Genomic DNA, 17,972 nt, shown 5'->3' on the forward strand with positions numbered 1-17,972 from the left:
GCCAAGGGGCGGGCGGGCGCTGGCCGGGCCTTTGAGGCCCGGCCGGGACAAGGGGACCCGTTGCGCGATGGCGAAGGCACGCGCCTTCGCCAAGGAAGCCCTTGGCCGCCTGCGTCTCCCCCAAAACCAGAAGGCCCCGCTCTCGCGGGGCCTTCTCCACCGTCACAGCGGCGAGGGTTCCGGGTCGGGCTTCGGCTTCGCCGCCCGCGGTTTGCGGGTCTTCGGGATCGACACCACCGAGGCCGTGCCGCCGCCCGAAGGCGCCGGCGGGGTGCCGGCATCGGCATCGTCGCCCAGTTTCTCGCCGGCGATCACCTTGCGGATCTCGTCGCCGGTCAGCGTCTCGTATTCCAGGAGACCCTTGGCTAACCGTTCCCAATCCTCTTGCCGCTCGGTCAGGATGCGGCGGGCGGTCTCGTAGCCCTCGTCGATCAGGCGCTTCACCTCCTGCTCGATCAGCCGCTTGGTCTCGGCCGAGACCGAGAAGCCGCCGGCGTTGCCGGAATAACCTTCATGCGCCTCGGCATAGTCGATGTTGCCGACCACCTCGGACATGCCCCAGCGCAGCACCATGGCGCGGGCCAGCGCCGAGGCCTGCTGGATATCGCCCGAAGGTCCGTTCGACACCGCCTCGTCGCCGTATTTCAGAATCTCGGCGGCCTTGCCGGCCATGGTCATGGCGATGCGCTGCTCGCACTGGTCCTTGTGCCAGTTCAGCCGGTCCATCTCCGGCAGGCTCATCACCATGCCGAGCGCGCCGCCGCGCGGGATGATCGTCGCCTTGTAGACCGGATCGCATTTCGGCAGCGACATGCCGACGATGGCGTGGCCGGCCTCGTGATAGGCGGTCATCTCCTTCTGCTCGGGCGTCAGCACCATCGACCGGCGCTCGGCCCCCATCATCACCTTGTCCTTGGCGTTCTCGAAATCCACCATGGTGACGAAGCGGCGCCCCGCCCGGGCGGCCATCAGCGCCGCCTCGTTGACAAGGTTCATCAGATCGGCACCCGAGAAGCCCGGAGAGCCGCGCGCGATGGTGCGCAGATCGACATCGGGACCAAGCGGCACCTTGCGGGCGTGGACCGACAGGATCTTCTCGCGCCCCTTGATGTCGGGGTTCGGGACATGGATCTGGCGGTCGAACCGGCCGGGGCGCAAGAGCGCCGGGTCCAGCACGTCCTTGCGGTTGGTGGCGGCGATGATGATCACGCCCTCGTTGGCCTCGAACCCATCCATTTCCACCAGAAGCTGGTTCAGCGTCTGCTCGCGCTCGTCGTTGCCGCCGCCGATGCCGACGCCGCGGGCGCGGCCCACCGCGTCGATCTCGTCGATGAAGACGATGCAGGGCGCGTTCTTCTTCGCCTGCTCGAACATGTCGCGCACGCGGCTGGCGCCGACGCCCACGAACATCTCCACGAAGTCGGAGCCGGAGATGGTGAAGAACGGCACCCCGGCCTCACCGGCGATGGCCCGAGCCAAGAGGGTCTTACCCGTGCCCGGGGGGCCGACCAGCAGCGCGCCCTTGGGAATTTTCCCGCCGAGACGGGAGAATTTCTGCGGGTTGCGCAGGAATTCGACGATCTCTTCCAGCTCTTCCTTGGCCTCGTCGATCCCGGCCACGTCGTCGAAGGTCACCCGGCCCTGCTTTTCCGTCAGCAGCTTGGCGCGCGACTTGCCGAAGCCCATCGCGCCGCCGCGGCCGCCGCCCTGCATCCGGTTCATGAAGAAGATCCAGATGCCGATCAGCACCAGGAAGGGCAGCCACAAGGACAGCATCGACATGAAGCCCGATTCTTCCTGCGGCACCGCCTTGACCTCGATGCCCTTGGCGATCAGCCGGTCGGTGATCTCCTCGCCATCCGGCTTGATCGCCACATAGGAGGTGCCGTCCTTGCCCCGGATCTCCACCCGCTCGCCGTCCAGGGTGACGGACTGGATCTTGTCGCCCTCGGCCATGGCGATGAAGTCCGAATAGCTGAGGTTGCGCGAGGACATGGTCGACTGCCCGCCCGAGAACAGCTGGAACAGCATCACGATGAGAAGAAGCAGGACGGCCCAGAAGGCGATGTTTCGTGCGTTGTTCACGAAGAGACTCCCGTAACGGCCACGGCCCGCCGGGTGCGGCGCGGCTTTGATCCCAAGATAGTCATCTGCGGCCGGGGTTCAATGCGATAACAGAGCCTGGGCGAAGGAAGGCACGCAGATCGCCGTCGCCGCGCCGAAACCCGCGCAGGGGGCGGCGATCAGGGTCTCGCCCTGCCACAGGCCCGGCGTGACCTCCAGCACATGCCGCGGCAGGCCCGTGGCGCGCCAGTCCGGGCACTGGCGCGGGCCCTCCGGCCCCAGCGGCGCGACCTGCCCCTGCCCCTCCACCCGCCAGCGGCGCATGTCTACGGCGCGGGGTTCCGCAGCCAGCCAGCCGTCCTTGAGCCGGCAACCGGCCAGGGTGGCGGCCTTTCCCCCGGCAATGGCGGCGACGAACCGCGCCAGATCGGCGGCGCGCGGCGGGTAATCGGCGCCGGAGAGCCAGAGCACCGCCGCCTGCGCCAGCCGCCGGGCGATCTCGGCCGGCAGGGCGGCGAAGCGGGCGGCATCGACGCGCAGGGCACCGGCAGACTCCGTCATCACGCCCGGCACGGCTTCGGCCACCGCGGCATCCAGCGCCGCCCGGGCCTGCGCCAGATGCGCCGCACTTTCGGCAAGCCGCTCTGCCGTCAGCCCCAAGGGCGCCAGCGCGGCCAGTGCCTTGCGGGTGCGGGCGCGCAGGTAGCGGTCGTCGGCATTGGTGGGGTCCTCCACCCAGGGCAGGCCCTGCGCCGCCAGCCAGCCGCGCAGCTCCGCCCGGCCGATCCGCAGCATCGGCCGCAGCCATGTCACTCCACCCTGCCGCCACTCCGGCCGCAGCCCGCAGAGCCCGTCGATCCCGGCGGCACGCGAGAGGCCCATCAGCAGCGTCTCGGCCTGGTCGTCGGCGGTATGGCCCAGCGCCACGGCGGACAGCCCCTGCCCCGCCGCCCAGTCCGCGATCAGCCCGGCCCGCGCCCGCCGCGCCGCATCCATCAGGTTGCCGCGGATGTCGCTCCGCTCCCACCGCAGGACGTGATGGGAAATACCCCAGCCCCGGCACCGGCCCGCCACAAGCTGCGCCTCCACGGCACTTTCGGGGCGCAGGCCGTGGTCCACGGTGACGGCCAGCACCTCATGCCCCGCCTGCCGCAGCAGATGCAGAAGGGCGACGGAATCTCCGCCGCCCGACAAGGCCACCCCGATTCTCTTCTCAGCCGGCAGAACCAGCCGATCCGTCAGGCTTACGGACACCCCAGCCCCTGCATGGCGATCGGCGCCTGGGTCGCCGCCATGGTGCCGGGGTATTGCGCAGTCACCTCGGCCAGCGTCACGCAGGCCTCGGGCGTCTGGCCCAGGGTGCCCAGCGCCTGGCCCAGCTTCAGCAGCGCATCGGCGGCGAAGCCGCCCTGCGGGTCGCCGGAATAGGCCTCCAGATAGGCGCGCGCGGCATTCGCCGTCTCGCCCAGCTGCGACAGCGCCTCGCCGCGCAGGTAGTGGGCCTCCTGCGTCAGCGGCCCGCCAGGATAGGATTCGGTAAAGGTCGCAAAGAGCGTTGCAGCACCGCGAAAGTCACCCTGACCGAGCACCTCCTTGGCCCGGTCGAAATCCGCCTGTTCGCCCATCGCAAGCTCGGGCCCGCCGGAGGAGGCGGAAGGGGTGTCGGTCGCCGCAGGCGCCGGGGTCGCTGCCGGGGCGGCGCCCCCCAGCGGCACGGTGGCGGGCATGTTCAGCGGATCGCAGCCCGGCGTCGCCTCGCAGAGCCGGAACTCGATGTCGCCGATGCGGTTGGTGCCGTCGGTCACCACCCGGTTCAGCCGCAGCTCGATCTCCTCGGCCCGGGCGGTCAGCCGGGCGAGTTCCGCCTCGATGGCGTCCATCCGCTGCAGCGCATCGCCGCCGCCGACCGAGGCCATGCTGCCCGTGGTGGTCAACTCGGCCTTCAGCGTGTTGAAATCGGCGGCCAGCTGGCCCAGTTCGACCCGGATGTCGGCCAGGGTCTCGGCCCCCGCCGGCGCCGCCAGGGGCAGCGCCAGCAAGGGCAGCAGAAGGCGCAGCCGCCGCATCATCCTTACACCCCCATGCCGGCCGACAGCACCGTCACGGCGCGGCGGTTGCGGGAATAGCAGGATTCGTCCGAGCAGACCTCGATGGGCCGCTCCTTGCCGTAGGAGATGGTCTTCATCCGCCCGGCCCCGACGCCCTGGCTGATCAGGAACTGCTGCACCGCCGCTGCGCGGCGGGCGCCGAGGGCGAGGTTGTATTCCCGGGTGCCCTGTTCGTCGGCATGGCCCTCGATGATGATGGCATAGGCCGGGTTCTGGTTCAGCCAGTTGGCCTGGCCGGTCAGCACCGTCCGCGCCTCGGGCGACAGCGTCGACTGGTCCACCGCGAACAGCACCCGGTCGCCCACCGTCTGGTTGAAATAGGCGATGGAGCGCGGGTCGTTCGGGTCGCCCAGGCCGGTGGTGTCGACATAGCCGCCGGCACCCGCGCCTGCCCCCCCGGCTCCGCCCGCGCCATAGCGGTTGGGGTTCTGGCAGGCGGCCAGCGTCAGCACGGCCAGGAGCAGCAGGGCCTTGGGGAAAAGCGTCATCTTGTTCTGTCCTTCTCGTTGGCTCGAACGGGCATTTCCCCGTTTCTATCAGGTTCGCGCGGCTTTGGGAATCGGCCCCCTCGGCCCCTGCGCAGGATTACGGCAGCAGCGGCGACCAGGCCGGATCGCTGGCCGGGCCCTCGCTGGGGATCTGCTTCAGGTTGCGGCCCGAGATGTCGACCGACCACAGCCCGGCCTGCCCGCCGCCTCCGCTGGTTTCGCGGGTGAACATGATCACGCGGCCATTCGGCGCCCAGGTCGGGCCCTCGTCAAGGAACGAGGCCGTGAGCAACCGCTCCTCGCTGCCGTCGGTGCGCATGACGCCGATGTGGAAGCGGCCCTTGTTCTGCTTGGTGAAGGCGATCAGGTCGCCGCGGGGCGACCAGACCGGGGTGCCGTAGCGCCCCTCGCCGCCGGAAATCCGCCGCCCCTCGCCGCCCGAGGCCGGCATGACATAGATCTGCGGCGCGCCGGAGCGGTCGCTCTCGAACACGATCTGGCTGCCGTCCGGGCTGAACGAGGGCGCGGTCTCGATCGAGGGCGCGTTGGTCAGCTGTTTCACCGAGCCGCCGCGCAGGTCCATCGAATAGATGTCGGTATTGCCGCCGCGTTCCAGGCTGAACACCACCGTGCCGCCATCGGGCGAGAAGCGCGGCGCGAAGGTCATCGTGCCGGGCTGTTCGCCCAGGGTCTGCCGGCTGAGGCTGCCCACGTCCATCAGGGTGATGCGCGGGAAGCCGGTCTCGTAGCTGGTATACAGGATGCGGTCCCCGGCCGGCGAGAAGCGCGGCGCCAGCACAATGGCGCTGCTGTCGGTCAGATACTGGACATTGGCGCCGTCGTAATCCATCACCGCCAGCCGCTTGGCGCGGGCGTTCTTCGGCCCGGACTCGCTGACGAAGACCACGCGGCTGTCGAAATAGCCGCCCTCGCCGGTGATCTTGGAATAGACCACGTCGGCCACCTTGTGCGCCATCCGCCGCCAGCCATCGGTAGTGCCGGCGAATTGCAGCGCGGCGCCCTCGATGACCGAGCCGTTCACCACGTCATAGGCGCGGAACTTCACCGTCACCCGCCCGCCCGAGGCCGAGACCGCGCCGGTGATCAGCACCCGGGCATTGACCGCGCGCCAGTCCTCGAAGGCGACGCCGCCGTCGAAGCTGCCGATCCGGCTGATATGGGCATCCTCCGGGATTTCCCGGAACAGGCCGGTGCCGCCGAGATCGGAGGCGACGACGCGGCTGAGGTTGCGCGCCAGTTCCCCGGCTCCGCCCTCGTCGATGAAGGTCGGCACCGCGAAGGGCATCGGGTCGATCACCCCCTGGGTGATGTTGATGCGCAACGGCTCCTGCGCCGCGGCGGGCAGGGCGGTCACGCTGCCAAGCGCCAGCGCCAGCAGCGCGGGAAGGATGCGGAAGGACGGTTTCATCTGCCTCGTGCTCCGTTTCTTGATGCCTTATCCCGCCCGATCCTAGCCCATCGGGCCGCGGAGTTGCGGGGAAATCCGGCCGCCGAGCGGCCCCTTGCCGAAAGAATGCGCCTCATCTGAATCGCATCCCGTTCGGGTCGAAGACGAAATCCACCACCTTCCAGGTCTCGTATTTGTCGGGCGGGAAGGGGATGCCACCCTCCCGCGCGGCGCGGACGATGGCACTCTTGGCCGCCATGTAGGCGGTATCGGTCGCCGCCTGACTGGGGCCGTCGCTTTCGATCAGCTGGATGTCGGTCGGCTTGCCGGTCGGGTCGAAGCTGACCCGCACCACGATGGTGGTGCGCATCGTGTCGGTCGACACCGCGCCGAGGCTCCATTTCGAGCCGATGGCCGCCTGCACGTCGCCGATCTCGCCGGCGTTGAGCGGCGGCCCGCTGGGCGCGGGGGCGGCCGATCCGCCGGCGGGGGCGGTCTCCTCCTCGGCGGCGGCTTCGGCCAGGGCGGCGGCAATCGCGGCCTCGGCCGCGGCGTCCGAGCTGTCCTCGGTCGCGGTGCCGGTATTGGTCGGGGTCTCCGTCGCCGGGGTCTCGGTCGGCGCCGGACGGCTGGGCTTGCCCTTCGGCCGCGGCGAGCTGGCCATGCCGAGCGACTCTTCCTGCTCCTCGGTCGCCTCGGTCTCGACGATGTCGCCGGTCTCCTCCGGCACGGCCTCGGGCTGCGGCTCCTCGACCACCTCGGGCGGTGTCTCGGCCGGCTCCTCGCTGGTGGCCTCGGTCGGGGTCTCGGCGGTCACCGTGTCCTCGGGCACCGACACCGGGTCCGGCGCCACGATGGGGGCGGGCTTGGGCTTCGGCCTCATGCTGGAGGACATGGTGGGGATCGGCTGTTCCTCCGGCGCCAGCACAACGTCATCCGGCGCCGGCTCCGCCACCGGCTCGGCGGGGACCGGATCGGGGACGGGTTCCGGCGGCTGTGGCACCGCCTCGGGCTCGGGCGGGGTCTCGGCCACCGGCTCGGGTTCGGGCTGCGGCGCGGGTTGCGGCTCCGGCTGCACCTCCGGCTCCGCCGCCGGCGCGGCGGGCGCTTCCTCCGGCTCGGCCGTGGCCGCCTGTTCGGGCGCCGGCGTCTCCGACGGCGCCGGGGCCGAGGATTGCATTGCCTGGAACTCGGCCTCGGTCATCATCGAGACGGTGGCGACCTCGATCGTCTCGGGCTCGGAATGCGGGAACAGCCAGTCGCCCACGACCACCCAGAGGATCAGGCCGATATGGCCCGCCCCCGAGTAGATCGTGCCCTTGGAAAGGCCCGTATCCTGGCCCCAGTCCGTCACCGCGCCTCAGCCCTCGTTCATCGACGGGCCCTGGCCATCCGTCACCAGCCCGATCTCGTTGAAGCCGCCCGCGTTCAGCGCCCCCATCACCTGGGCCACCCGCTCGTAGGGGATGCGCCCGTCGGCCCGCAGGAAGACCTTCTTCGAGGTCCGCTCCGAGGCGATGGCCTGCAGCCGCGGGATCAGTTCGCCATCCGCCACCGCGGTGGTCATGATCATCAGATCGCCCTCGGCGGTGATGGTGATGGTCAGCGGCTCTTCCTGCTCGGTCGGCATGGCATTGGCCGCCGTCTCCGGCAGCTTCACCGGCACGCCGACCTGCAGCATCGGCGCCGCCACCATGAAGATGATCAAGAGCACCAGCATCACGTCCACGAAGGGGGTGACGTTGATCTCGCTCATCGCCGCGGCGGTGCCGCGGCGGCGGCGACGATGCCCGCCCGCGCCTTTCTTGACGACGCCCGCGCCCATGGCTCAGGAATCCAGCTGGCGCGACAGGATCGTCGCGAATTCGTCGGCGAAGCTTTCGTAATTGCCCTGGATATGCTCGGAATCCGAGTTCAGCTTGTTGTAGAACACCACCGCCGGGATGGCCGCGACCAGGCCGACCGCGGTCGCCAGCAGCGCCTCGGCGATGCCGGGGGCGACGACGGCGAGGTTGGTGTTCTGGCTGATGGCGATCTGCTCGAAGCTGTGCTTGATGCCCCAGACCGTGCCGAAAAGGCCGATGAAGGGCGCGGTCGATCCGGTGGTCGCCAGGAACGAGAGCCCCTTGTTCAACCGTTCGGATTCCCGCGCGATGGCGACATCCATCGCCCGGTCGATCCGGGCCTGGGCGCCGGCGATCAGCGCGCCGTCCTGCTTGTGGCTGCGCCGCCATTCCAGCATCCCGGCAGAGAACACCTTCTCCGACGCGCCCTGCGGCTCCGGCCCGATCTTCTCGTAAAGCTCGTCCAAGGGCTCGCCCGACCAGAAGGCGCGGTCGAAGATCGCCGCCTCCTTCCGCGCGGCGCGGAACATGATGTGTTTCTGGATGATGATCGCCCATGACCAGAAGGACATGACCATCAGCATCAGCATGACGATCTTCACCGTGAAGGTTGCGCGTGCGAAAAGCGCAAGCAAGGAGAAGTCGATCTCCTGCGCCAGTGCGAGGGTTTCCGTTTCCATTACGCCTGCTCGTTTTGGGTCGGGCCTTGGTGGCTCCGTTAGCGGTGATTCTAGCAAGGTTACAGGGGGAAAGCCAACACATGTTGGCGAGCGGCGGGGCGTCGCCGAGGGTTTTCGGTGCGGATGGCGGGTTTTTCCGTCCGCGGAAAGGAAACCAAGCGGGAGGCCGCGCGGGCGGGACGGGAAGGCCCCGTGCGGCGGCGCCCCCGCCAATGTTGTCTGTCATCCCCGCCTTTGCGGGGAAGACTGGCTCGGCACGCCGCCCGCGCCATTACCGCCCTTGGGTCCCCGCTTGCGCGGGGAGGACAGGAGGGTGGGACGACCGCCGGATCGACCCATCCGCCCGGCAGAAACCGTAGGGCGGGGTTCACCCCGCCGCTCCTCCCGCTTGCCATGGCGAAGGCAGGTGCCCTCGCCACGGCGCACCATGTCAACCGGGACCGGCCGGGCCCCAAAGGCCCGGCCAGCGCCCGCCCCGCCCCCGGCGGGCGCTTCTCGCCCGCCGGGTCGGGCGCTGGCCTCTCGGGGTTTGGAGCGACTGCCGTTGCCGGGGGAACCCATCCACACGGGCGGGGGCGAGGCAGTGCCTCGCCCCCGCCCGAGACGGTGGAAGGAGGGAAACACCCTTCGGAGCCGATGCCTGGCGCAACGCCGGTATCGGCATTCAAGCCATGCGCCCAGCAGGCAGAAGCCCTCCGGAGCCGCTGCCCCTAATGCAACTGCCCCGACAGCCGCGCCCGCACCTCGGCCGGCAGCCGATGGGCGTGGCCGTCCTCGGACAGGCAGACCAGCGTCACCTCGGCCTGGAATATCCGCTCGCCCCCGCGCAGCACCGCCTGCTCCAGCACGATCCGCGCCCCGCCGATGGCGGAGAGCCGGGTCTCCACCACGAGGTCCTCGCCGAAACGGGCCGGCCGCAGGTAATCCGCCTCGACCCGGCGGACGGCGAAGACCACGCCTTGCCGGGCGCGCAGCTCCATCTGGTCGATCCCCAGCGCGGCGATCCACTCGCTGCGCCCGCGCTCGATGAATTTCAGATAGTTGGCGTAATAGACGATGCCCGCGAGATCGGTGTCCTCGTAATAGACCCGGACGGGCAGGCTGTGCGACAGGCTGGACATGGCCGCAGCCTATGTGCCGCCGCGCGCGCTGCCAAGGCCGAAACCCTCATCCGCTTTCGACCAGCCGGTTCAGCTGTCCGGTGATCGTCGCGATGGCCTCGGCCAGCGTCGCCGTCTCCTCGGCCAGGCGCGAGACCTCGTTGGCGACGAAGCCGAAGCTTGCCCCCATCGGCCCCGCCCGCCCGGCCTCCAGCCGCGCGTTGATCGCCAGAATCCGCAATGTCCGCAGCACGTTGACGATGGGCACCGTGCTTTTCAGCAACAGCCGCGACTTCTCGGAAATCGCCTCCAGCATCTCGACATTGCGCAGTTCGGCCCGGCGGCTCAGGTCGCTGTCGACCACGACACCCTCAAGGTAGAGCAATTCGTCGCCCCGGAACACCCCGCCGCCGATCTCGCGCACCCATACGTCGCTGCCGTCCGGCCGCAGGATCCGGTAGTCGACGTTCCAGTTCCCCTGCGCCGCCAGCGCCGCATCCACCGCGGCATAGACCCGTTCGAGGTCCTCCGGGTGGGTCTGCGCCGAATAGGAGCGGTGTTCCGCCCCGGTGAAGGCCTGCGCCGGGTGGCCGGTCAGCCGGGCCACGTCGCCGGCCATGAAGATCATGCTGTAGTCGCGGTCGTTGCGGCAGCGGTAGAGGAAGCCCTCCATCCGCCCGATGATGCTGTGCATCGCCTCCTCGACCGCCTCCCGTTCCGTCCGGTCCAGCATCCGCGCCTCCCTCCTGTCCGCGGGGAGAGCCTAGCTGCGGACCCGTGAACGAATCCTGAAGATCAGCCCATCCGCGCCGCCAGCCGCAGCGCGTGGGACGGGTCCTGCGAGACCGGCGGCAGCACCGGGTCGTAGGCGGCGCGGATCAGCGCGGCGATTTCCGGCCGCAGCAGCACCCGGTCGCCGTCCCGCGCCAGCGGAGAGGCTGCGGCGAAGGCGCCCTCGCCCCAACTGAGCATCGCCTGCGCCGCCTGCGCCAGCGCCAGGTCGGCGGCGGGCAGGGCCGACAGATGCGCATCCATCCGCAGGAAGACGAAGGCGGCACGGATGGCGCCGGCCGGGTCGTAGCGGAAGGCGCGATACTGGTTGGCCCCCGCCGCCTTCAGCCTCTCGCAGAGCGGCCCGAGGCCGGGGATCATCCGGTCGAGGTTCGGCACCTGCGGCAGTTCCGACCAGTCGCGGAAGAAGAAGACCATCAGGTTGGCGCCCAGTTCCGGGTCGGTCTCGGCCATGCGGTGGCCGGCATGGGCCACCACCGCCTCGATGGCGCCCTTGACCGTGGCCAGCGTCGCCTCCTCCACCCCGAAGACCACCGGCACGATGGGCCGGCCCCAGCGGGCGCAGAGGAAGGAGCCGTCGGCGCGGGTGAAAAGGGCTTCGATCTCGGTCGGCGTCATCGGCGGGTCCTGCTTGCCACGGGCGCCTCTTCCCGCCTTGCGAGCGGAGGGTCAAGTCCCTTCCCTGCCCTTCATCTTGGCCCAAATACTCCGGGGGTCCGGGGGCTGGCCCCCGGCGTTATCCACTGGGCCTAAGCGTCGAAGAAATCGCCCTGCCCCGGCGGCCTCGGCGCTTCCAGCCCCAGATGCCGCCAGGCCTTCATCCCCAGCATCCGCCCGCGCGGGGTGCGCTGGATCAGGCCCTGCTGCAACAGGTAGGGTTCGATCACCTCCTCGATGGCGTCGCGCGGCTCGGACAAGGCCGCGGCGATGGTCTCCACCCCCACCGGGCCGCCGCCGTAATTCTCGGCCAGCAGCACCAGATAGCGCCGGTCCGCCCCGTCGAGGCCGAGGTTGTCCACCCCCAGCCGGGTCAGCGCCCGGTCGGCCAGCGCGCGGGAAATCCGCCCCCCGGCCTCGACCAATGCGAAATCCACCACCCGGCGCAGCAGCCGCCCGGCGATGCGCGGGGTGCCGCGGGCGCGGCGGGCGATCTCGCGGCAGCCCTCGGCATCGGCTTCCACCCCCAGCAGGCGGGCGCCGCGGGTGACGATTTCGTTCAACTCGTCCTCGGTGTAGAATTGCAGCCTTGTCGGAATGCCGAAGCGGTCGCGCAAGGGCGTCGTCAGAAGGCCCAGGCGCGTGGTCGCCCCCACCAGAGTGAAGGGTTGCAGGTCGATCCGCACCGTCCGCGCCGCCGGCCCCTCGCCGATCACCAGGTCCAGCGCGAAATCTTCCATCGCCGGGTAGAGCACCTCTTCCACCACCGGGGACAGCCGGTGGATCTCGTCGATGAAGAGGACATCGCGCGGCTCCAGATTGGTCAGGATCGCCGCCAGGTCGCCCGGCCGCGCCAGCACCGGGCCGGAGGTCATGCGGAAGCCGACGCCAAGCTCGCGCGCCATGATCTGCGCCAGCGTGGTCTTGCCCAGGCCGGGGGGACCGTGGAACAGGGTGTGGTCCATCGCCTCGCCGCGCATCCGGGCGGAATCGATGAACACCCGCAGGTTGGCGCGGGCCTCGTGCTGGCCGATGAACTCCTCCAGGGCTTGCGGCCGCAGGGCGCGGTCGCTGTCCTCGGGCAGCTTCTCGGGGCGGAGGGCGGGATCGGATGTCATCGCTTACCTCGGCTGCAGCAGCTTCAGCCCGGCGCGGATCAGGGCGGCGGTGTCGGCCTCCGGCGCCTCTCCGGCGGCGGTGGCGACGGCCTGCGCGGCATCGCCCTGCGAATAGCCGAGGTTGACCAGTGCCGACAGCGCATCGGCGGTAAAGGTCGCGCGGCGCACGGCACCGTCGTCCTTCGCAGCGCGCTTGGGCGCCGGGGCCGAGGCGGCGGGCTCGATCACCATGTCGTCGGCCCCGGCCTTGGCCGAAAGCCGGGCGCCGGCGGCCATCAGCCCGGGAGCCTTGGCCTTCAGCTCCAGAATCACCCTTTGCGCCAGCTTCGGCCCCACCCCGGGGGCGGATTGCACCGCGCGGGCGTCGCCCAGGCTGATCGCCCGCGCCACCCCCTCGGCCCCCAGGGTGCCGAGGATCGCCATCGAGGCCTTGGCCCCGACCCCCTGCACCGTCATCAGCAACTTGTGCCATTCCTTCTCGATCATGGTCGGGAAGCCGAACAGCTGCAGCAGGTCCTCGCGCACCAGCAGGTCGGTGTAGAGGGCGCAGAACTCGCCCTCGGGCGGCAGGGCGGCAAGGGTGCGGTCGCTGACATGGACGATGTAGCCGACGCCGCGGCAGTCGATCAGCACCTCGCCCAGGCCCTTCCAGTCCAGCCGTCCGGCAATCTTCCCGATCATCCCGCGGCCCTTTGCAGCGCGGCCTGCAACCGGCCGGCGGACTGGCTGTGATGGGCGTGGCAGATGGCGATGGCCAGCGCATCGGCGGCATCCGGCCCGGCGATGCTGACCCCCGGCAGATGCAGCCGCACCATATGGTCGACCTGCTGCTTGGCGGCATGGCCGACGCCGACCACGGTCTTCTTCACCGCGTTCGGCGCATATTCCCCGACCTCCAGCCCGAACTGCGCCGGCACCAGCAGCGCGATGCCGCGGGCCTGCCCCAGCTTCAGCGTCGCCACGGCATCCTTGTTGACGAAAGTATGCTCCACCGCCGCCGTTTCCGGGGAGTGCTGGCGGAAGACCTCGGTCAGTTGGGCATGGAGGCTGCACAACCGGCGGGCCAGGTCGTCGGTGGCGCCGTCGGAATGGCAGATGCCATTGGCGACATGGGCGATCCGGGCGCCCGCCACGTCGATCACCCCCCAGCCGAGGTTGCGCAAGCCAGGGTCGATCCCGATCACCCGCATCCTGCCCCCTTTAAAAGCAACTCTGCTGTGCAAAAGCACAGATGCTGTGGGGGTTAGCACGAAAAGGGAACATCCGCCAATGGCAAGTTTGCGGTTGCAGGCCTAAGGCCCGGCGGCTATGCAGGTGCAGAAAAGCGACGGGGCGCGATGCGAAAGCGACCAACGGGGGCTGCCGACCCGAAGAACCGTTGAAATCCCCCTAAAAATCGTGGCGGATTTGTGACTCCAGTCATGCAGGCGCTGCAAGGCCGCCTTGCTTGGACCCAGCTTGCTTTGCACCTGCAGCAAGTTTATCTGGCTGTCATCGAAGCACGGAGCTTCGGTTTTGAGCAGAATGAAAAGGAACGCACCATGGCCGCCATCGAAACGAGCCGCCCGGCACCGTTCGGCGCCATCACGACGTATCGCGCCGTCACCGCCCTGACCAGCATCTTCGCCATGCTCGGGGCCTGGAATGACGCCCGCGTCACCCGCAAGGCCCTGTCCAAGCTCTCGGATCGCGAGTTGGACGACATCGGCCTGTGCCGGGGCGACATCGAGATGATGGGCCGCTGAGCCCGCTCGAACGCCAGTGATGACCGGCTGCGCAAGCAGAAGGTCGCCGGACAGAGGTTAGCCGCCCTCCGAGATCCTCGGGGGCGGCTTTTCCCTTTCCGGGGGCAACACATGCCGGAATGCAAGAAGGGCCCCGAGGGGCCCTTTCGTCGTTCCTTGGCAGCGCGATTACTTCAGGAAGACCTCGGCCAGCGTGGCAGAGATCGCCAGCGTCGCCGCATCGGCCTGCATCAGCATCCCGCCGACACGGTCGAAGCCCTCGCCCGCCTGCAGACCGGCGACCCGCTCCTGATACAGCTCGGCGCCAACGTAATAATGGATCACGCCCTTCAGGCCGAGACCCATCGCCAGCACCACGACCAGCGGCTTCAGGAAGCGCCAGCCGGATTTGTCGCGTTTCCAGGTGGAAGACCGGCCGAGCGTGCCCGCCGCCTCGAAGCCGTAGCCCTTGGCATGGGCCTTCTCGATCCGGGCGACGCGGCCGTAGAACTCGTTCAGATTCGGGTCAGCCCACATTTGCTTCACCATCAGCCAGGCCCCCGCCTTGAGGTTTTGATGCGGTCGAAATGTGGCGAGATTTGGGCAATCGGCCCGGGAAGGCAAATGCTTTTCCTATTTTATCCTTTTATGCCAGTGATTTACAGCCGCTCCAGCACCAATGCGCTCCATTCCCCCAGATCGTCGCGGGATCGGAGACGGAACTGTGACGCCACGTAACGGGCGATCACCGCCTCGGCCTGCACCATCAGCAGGCCGGACAGAATCACCAGACCGCCGGGGGCGGTGTGGCGGGCCATCTCGGGGGCCAGCTCGATCAGCGGGCCCTTCAGGATATTGGCGAAGACCAGATCGAAGGGCGCGGCCTTGCGGATGGTCACATGGTCGAAACCCGCGGCCTCGACGCAGGCGATGCGGGAGGTCAGGCCGTTGACGGCAAGGTTCGCCCGCGCCACCTCCACCGCCACCGGGTCGATGTCGGAGGCCAGCACCCGCGCCTCGGGCAGGACCTTGGCGGCGGCCATCGCCAGCACCGCGGTGCCGGCGCCGATGTCGGCGATGTTGCCGGGACGGAAGCCTTCGCCGAACAGGCGGTCGAAGGCCAGCAAGCAGCCCAGGGTGGTGTTGTGGTGGCCGGTGCCGAAGGCCATCGCCGCCTCGATCTCCAGCGCGACGCGGCCTTCCGGCACCCGGTCGCGGTCGTGGCTGCCGTAGACGAAGAAGCGGCCAGCCTCCACCGGATGCAGCTCGCGCTGGACATGGGCCACCCAGTCGGCCTCGGGCACTTCCGACACCGCGAAGCTGTTGGCGCCGAAGGCGGCGGCAAGGATTTCCAGGATCACCCCGTCGGGCTCCTCGTGGAAATAGCCGCCGACTTCCCAGCGGCCGGAGCCGTCCTCGATGTCGAAGATGCCGACGCCATAGGGTTCGGGAACCATGCGCTCCAGCGCCTCGCCGAGGGCGCGGGCGGCATCCTCGCCGTCGAGGGTGGTCAGGGCGGTCCAGCTGGGCATCGGCGGGCTCCTTTTTTCGGGCCGGCTTACGCGCTGCGGGCGGGATCGTCCATGCTCTTCGTGCCGTCCTCGCCGGTTGTGCCCGGCGAAGGGCCCGCGAAACAGCGCGGTCAGCCCGCCGCGACGCCGGTGCCGATCGGGCAGGTCACGCCGGTGCCGCCGACGCCGCAATAGCCGTCGGGGTTCTTCTCCAGATACTGCTGGTGATAATCCTCGGCATAATAGAACGTCGGCGCGGGCAGGATCTCGGTGGTGATCCGGCCCCGGCCCGCCGCGGCCAGCGCCTGCTGGTAGACCTGCAGCGAGGCCCTCGCCGCCGCTTCCTGCTCCGGGCTATAGGTATAGATGCCGCTGCGGTAGGTCGATCCGATGTCGTTGCCCTGCCGCATCCCCTGCGTCGGGTCGTGGTTTTCCCAGAACAGTTTCAGCAGTTGCTGGTAGGAGACCTTCGCCGGATCGTAGATCACCCGCACCACCTCGTTGTGGCCGGTCATCTGGGTGCAGGTCTCCCGGTAGGTCGGGTTCGGCGTATAGCCGCCGGCGTAGCCGACCATGGTCAGCCAGACCCCGGGCAGCTGCCAGAACTTGCGCTCGACGCCCCAGAAGCAGCCCATGCCGAACATCGCCTCTTCCATGCCGGGCGGGACCGGGGATTTCAGCGGGCGGTGGAAGATGAAATGCGTCTCGGCGGTGGGGATCGGATCGGGGCGGCCGGGAAGGGCATCTTCGGGGCGGACCATTTCCATCTTCTTGCGGTCGAGGAAGAACATCGCACGGCTCCTTTGCTTGAGGGAAATATGGGGGCGGAGAGGGGGATTGTCACGCGGAAGCAGGGCACGGTGGTGTGATCGGGCGCTCCCGCTTTGCCGCCGCGTGCCGGGTCCCTTCTGCCGGGGCGGGCGCGGCGGAATACCCCCCTGCCCTCCGGTTGCAGGGCCCGGCGATCCGTCCTAGGACTGGGGCCATCGCAAGAAAGGCCTGCCCATGCCGCTGATCCTCTTCGCCACGCCCTCGCTCTGGGAAGATTACCGCGATCCCCTTTCCGCCGCCCTGGCCGAGGCGGGGCTCGCGGCCGAGGTGGTGACCGAGGCGAAGAACCCCGCGGCGGTGGACTATATAGTATATGCGCCCACCTCCCCGCTGCAGGACTTCACCCCCTTCACCCGCACCAAGGCGGTGCTGAACCTCTGGGCGGGGGTGGAGCGGATCGTCGGCAACCCGACGCTGACCCAGCCGCTGTGCCGGATGGTCGACCCCGGGCTGACCGAGGGCATGGTGGAATGGGTGACGGGCCATGTGCTGCGCCACCATCTGGGGATGGACCGGCATATCCTGAACCCGGACCGGATCTGGGATCAGACCTGCCCGCCGCTGGCGCGGGAACGCAAGGTGGCGATGCTGGGTCTGGGGGCGCTCGGGCTGGCCTGCGCGCGGGCCCTGCAGGCGCTGAACTTCCCGGTGACGGGCTGGAGCCGGACGCCGAAAGAGATCGACGGCCTGCCCGCCGAGCACGGGCCGGAGGGGCTGGACCGGGCGCTGGCGGGGGCGGAGATCGTGGTGACGCTGCTGCCGAAGACGGCGGAGACCGAGAACATCCTGAACGCCCGCACCCTGGCGCTGCTGGCCCCGGGGGCGGCGGTGCTGAACCCCGGCCGCGGGCCGCTGATCGACGACGAGGCCCTGCTGGCGGCGCTGGACGCGGGCCAGGTCGGCCATGCCACGCTGGACGTGTTCCGGCAGGAGCCGCTGCCGCAGGACCATCCCTTCTGGGCGCATCCCCGCGTGACCGTGACCCCCCATGTCGCCGCCGATACACGGCCCTCTTCCTCCTCCCGCGTCATCGCCGAGAACGTGCGGCGCGGCGAGGCCGGGGAGCCGCTGCTGCATCTGGTCGACCGGGCCTTGGGGTATTGACGATGGGCCGGAGCTTCCCCCCGGTGATCCTGCGCCCTTCCGAGCGGCCGGTGGTGCAGCGCGGCGGCGGGGTGACGACCATCCCGCTGGTGACCCGCGCCTGCGGCTCCACCGGGTTGATCAACGGCATCACCATCTTCCCGCCGGGCGGGTCGATCGCCCTGCACTGGCACAATTGCGAGGAAAGCGTGATGGTGCTGGAAGGGCGGGCAACGGTGGAGATCGACGGCGCAAAGCACGAGATGCAGCCGGGCGACACCACCTGGGTCCCGGCCGGAGTGCCGCATCGGTTCCTCAACGCCTCGGAGAGCGAGGAGATGCGCATCCTCTGGACCTACGCGCGGCCGGATGCGACCCGGACCAGCGCCGCGACCGGCGAGACGCGGAGCATCGACGAGGAACAGGCGTAGAGGCGGTTAGGCACCTCCCCGCCCCGCTTTCCTCGGGCGGGAGCAGGCGAGGCACTGCCTCGCCCCCGCCCGTGCGTGATATATCACCCGGAGACGGTGGCAGCGCTAAACCACGAGAGGCCAGCGCCCGACC

20 protein-coding genes are annotated in these 17,972 nt (G+C 69.5%); 3 read left to right on the forward strand and 17 right to left on the reverse strand.

Translation table 11 applies throughout. The annotated features are described in order from the left end of the window. Positions 1-162: 162 nt before the first annotated feature. The 14 genes from ftsH to ruvC form a co-directional block, all read right to left on the reverse strand. Positions 163-2,085, reverse strand: a complete 1,923-nt coding sequence (ftsH, locus tag G5B31_RS03570; protein WP_165013883.1) for an ATP-dependent zinc metalloprotease FtsH — start codon at positions 2,083-2,085, stop codon at positions 163-165. Between the two features lie 78 nt (positions 2,086-2,163). Then, positions 2,164-3,264 carry a tRNA lysidine(34) synthetase TilS gene (gene tilS, locus G5B31_RS03575; RefSeq protein WP_165013885.1) on the reverse strand — a complete coding sequence of 367 codons (1,101 nt, stop codon included), beginning with the start codon at positions 3,262-3,264 and terminating at the stop codon, positions 2,164-2,166. Between the two features lie 44 nt (positions 3,265-3,308). After that, positions 3,309-4,130 carry a tol-pal system protein YbgF gene (gene ybgF / locus G5B31_RS03580; protein WP_394352115.1) on the reverse strand — a complete coding sequence of 274 codons (822 nt, stop codon included), beginning with the start codon at positions 4,128-4,130 and terminating at the stop codon, positions 3,309-3,311. Between the two features lie 5 nt (positions 4,131-4,135). After that, the gene (gene pal, locus G5B31_RS03585; RefSeq protein WP_165013889.1) at positions 4,136-4,660 is read right to left on the reverse strand and encodes a peptidoglycan-associated lipoprotein Pal; all 525 of its coding nucleotides are present in this window, start codon (positions 4,658-4,660) and stop codon (positions 4,136-4,138) included. A 97-nt stretch (positions 4,661-4,757) separates the two neighbouring features. After that, positions 4,758-6,089 carry a Tol-Pal system beta propeller repeat protein TolB gene (tolB, locus tag G5B31_RS03590; RefSeq protein ID WP_165013891.1) on the reverse strand — a complete coding sequence of 444 codons (1,332 nt, stop codon included), beginning with the start codon at positions 6,087-6,089 and terminating at the stop codon, positions 4,758-4,760. Between the two features lie 112 nt (positions 6,090-6,201). Continuing rightward, complete coding sequence (locus tag G5B31_RS03595; RefSeq protein WP_165013893.1) at positions 6,202-7,422, reverse strand: cell envelope biogenesis protein TolA; 1,221 nt, start codon at positions 7,420-7,422, stop codon at positions 6,202-6,204. Between the two features lie 6 nt (positions 7,423-7,428). Then, positions 7,429-7,893: a protein TolR gene (gene tolR / locus G5B31_RS03600; protein WP_165013895.1), complete on the reverse strand. Its 465-nt coding sequence runs from the start codon at positions 7,891-7,893 to the stop codon at positions 7,429-7,431. A gap of 3 nt (positions 7,894-7,896) precedes the next feature. Next, the gene (gene tolQ / locus G5B31_RS03605) at positions 7,897-8,592 is read right to left on the reverse strand and encodes a protein TolQ (RefSeq protein ID WP_165013897.1); all 696 of its coding nucleotides are present in this window, start codon (positions 8,590-8,592) and stop codon (positions 7,897-7,899) included. A gap of 710 nt (positions 8,593-9,302) precedes the next feature. After that, positions 9,303-9,713 carry a tol-pal system-associated acyl-CoA thioesterase gene (gene ybgC / locus G5B31_RS03610; protein ID WP_394352110.1) on the reverse strand — a complete coding sequence of 137 codons (411 nt, stop codon included), beginning with the start codon at positions 9,711-9,713 and terminating at the stop codon, positions 9,303-9,305. Between the two features lie 46 nt (positions 9,714-9,759). Continuing rightward, positions 9,760-10,425, reverse strand: a complete 666-nt coding sequence (locus tag G5B31_RS03615) for a PAS domain-containing protein (protein ID WP_165013899.1) — start codon at positions 10,423-10,425, stop codon at positions 9,760-9,762. 62 nt (positions 10,426-10,487) lie between these two features. Then, positions 10,488-11,102 (reverse strand): hypothetical protein, encoded by a 615-nt coding sequence (locus G5B31_RS03620; protein WP_165013901.1) that lies wholly within the window; start codon positions 11,100-11,102, stop codon positions 10,488-10,490. A gap of 131 nt (positions 11,103-11,233) precedes the next feature. Next, a complete protein-coding gene (gene ruvB / locus G5B31_RS03625; RefSeq protein ID WP_165013903.1) occupies positions 11,234-12,259 on the reverse strand; it encodes a Holliday junction branch migration DNA helicase RuvB in 1,026 nt (341 codons plus the stop codon). Positions 12,260-12,262: 3 nt separating this feature from the next. After that, a complete protein-coding gene (gene ruvA, locus G5B31_RS03630) occupies positions 12,263-12,940 on the reverse strand; it encodes a Holliday junction branch migration protein RuvA (protein WP_165013905.1) in 678 nt (225 codons plus the stop codon). Next, a complete protein-coding gene (gene ruvC / locus G5B31_RS03635; RefSeq protein WP_165013907.1) occupies positions 12,937-13,449 on the reverse strand; it encodes a crossover junction endodeoxyribonuclease RuvC in 513 nt (170 codons plus the stop codon). The genes ruvA and ruvC overlap by 4 nt, the downstream gene beginning before the upstream one ends. Positions 13,450-13,800: 351 nt before the next feature. Here ruvC and G5B31_RS03640 point away from each other — a divergent pair, with 351 nt between their 5' ends. After that, positions 13,801-14,004: a DUF1127 domain-containing protein gene (locus tag G5B31_RS03640; protein ID WP_165014777.1), complete on the forward strand. Its 204-nt coding sequence runs from the start codon at positions 13,801-13,803 to the stop codon at positions 14,002-14,004. Between the two features lie 168 nt (positions 14,005-14,172). Here G5B31_RS03640 and G5B31_RS03645 read toward each other — a convergent pair whose 3' ends face one another. The 3 genes from G5B31_RS03645 to msrA form a co-directional block, all read right to left on the reverse strand. Beyond that, positions 14,173-14,520, reverse strand: a complete 348-nt coding sequence (locus G5B31_RS03645; protein WP_165013909.1) for a hypothetical protein — start codon at positions 14,518-14,520, stop codon at positions 14,173-14,175. A gap of 122 nt (positions 14,521-14,642) precedes the next feature. Beyond that, entirely contained in the window at positions 14,643-15,515 is an 873-nt protein-coding gene (locus G5B31_RS03650; protein WP_165013911.1) for a 50S ribosomal protein L11 methyltransferase, read from the reverse strand. Positions 15,516-15,625: 110 nt separating this feature from the next. Beyond that, complete coding sequence (gene msrA / locus G5B31_RS03655; protein WP_165013913.1) at positions 15,626-16,285, reverse strand: peptide-methionine (S)-S-oxide reductase MsrA; 660 nt, start codon at positions 16,283-16,285, stop codon at positions 15,626-15,628. Positions 16,286-16,499: 214 nt separating this feature from the next. On the opposite strand from msrA, the gene G5B31_RS03660 reads away from it, so the two are divergent. Both G5B31_RS03660 and G5B31_RS03665 read left to right on the forward strand, forming a co-directional pair. Beyond that, a complete protein-coding gene (locus G5B31_RS03660) occupies positions 16,500-17,429 on the forward strand; it encodes a glyoxylate/hydroxypyruvate reductase A (protein ID WP_165013915.1) in 930 nt (309 codons plus the stop codon). Between the two features lie 2 nt (positions 17,430-17,431). Then, positions 17,432-17,839, forward strand: coding sequence for a cupin domain-containing protein (locus tag G5B31_RS03665; RefSeq protein WP_165013917.1), 408 nt, complete (start codon positions 17,432-17,434; stop codon positions 17,837-17,839). Positions 17,840-17,972: the final 133 nt, after the last annotated feature.

The sequence above is a fragment of the Rhodobacter sp. SGA-6-6 genome (assembly GCF_011043545.1).
In the GTDB taxonomy this organism is placed as follows: Bacteria; Pseudomonadota; Alphaproteobacteria; order Rhodobacterales; family Rhodobacteraceae; genus Pseudogemmobacter.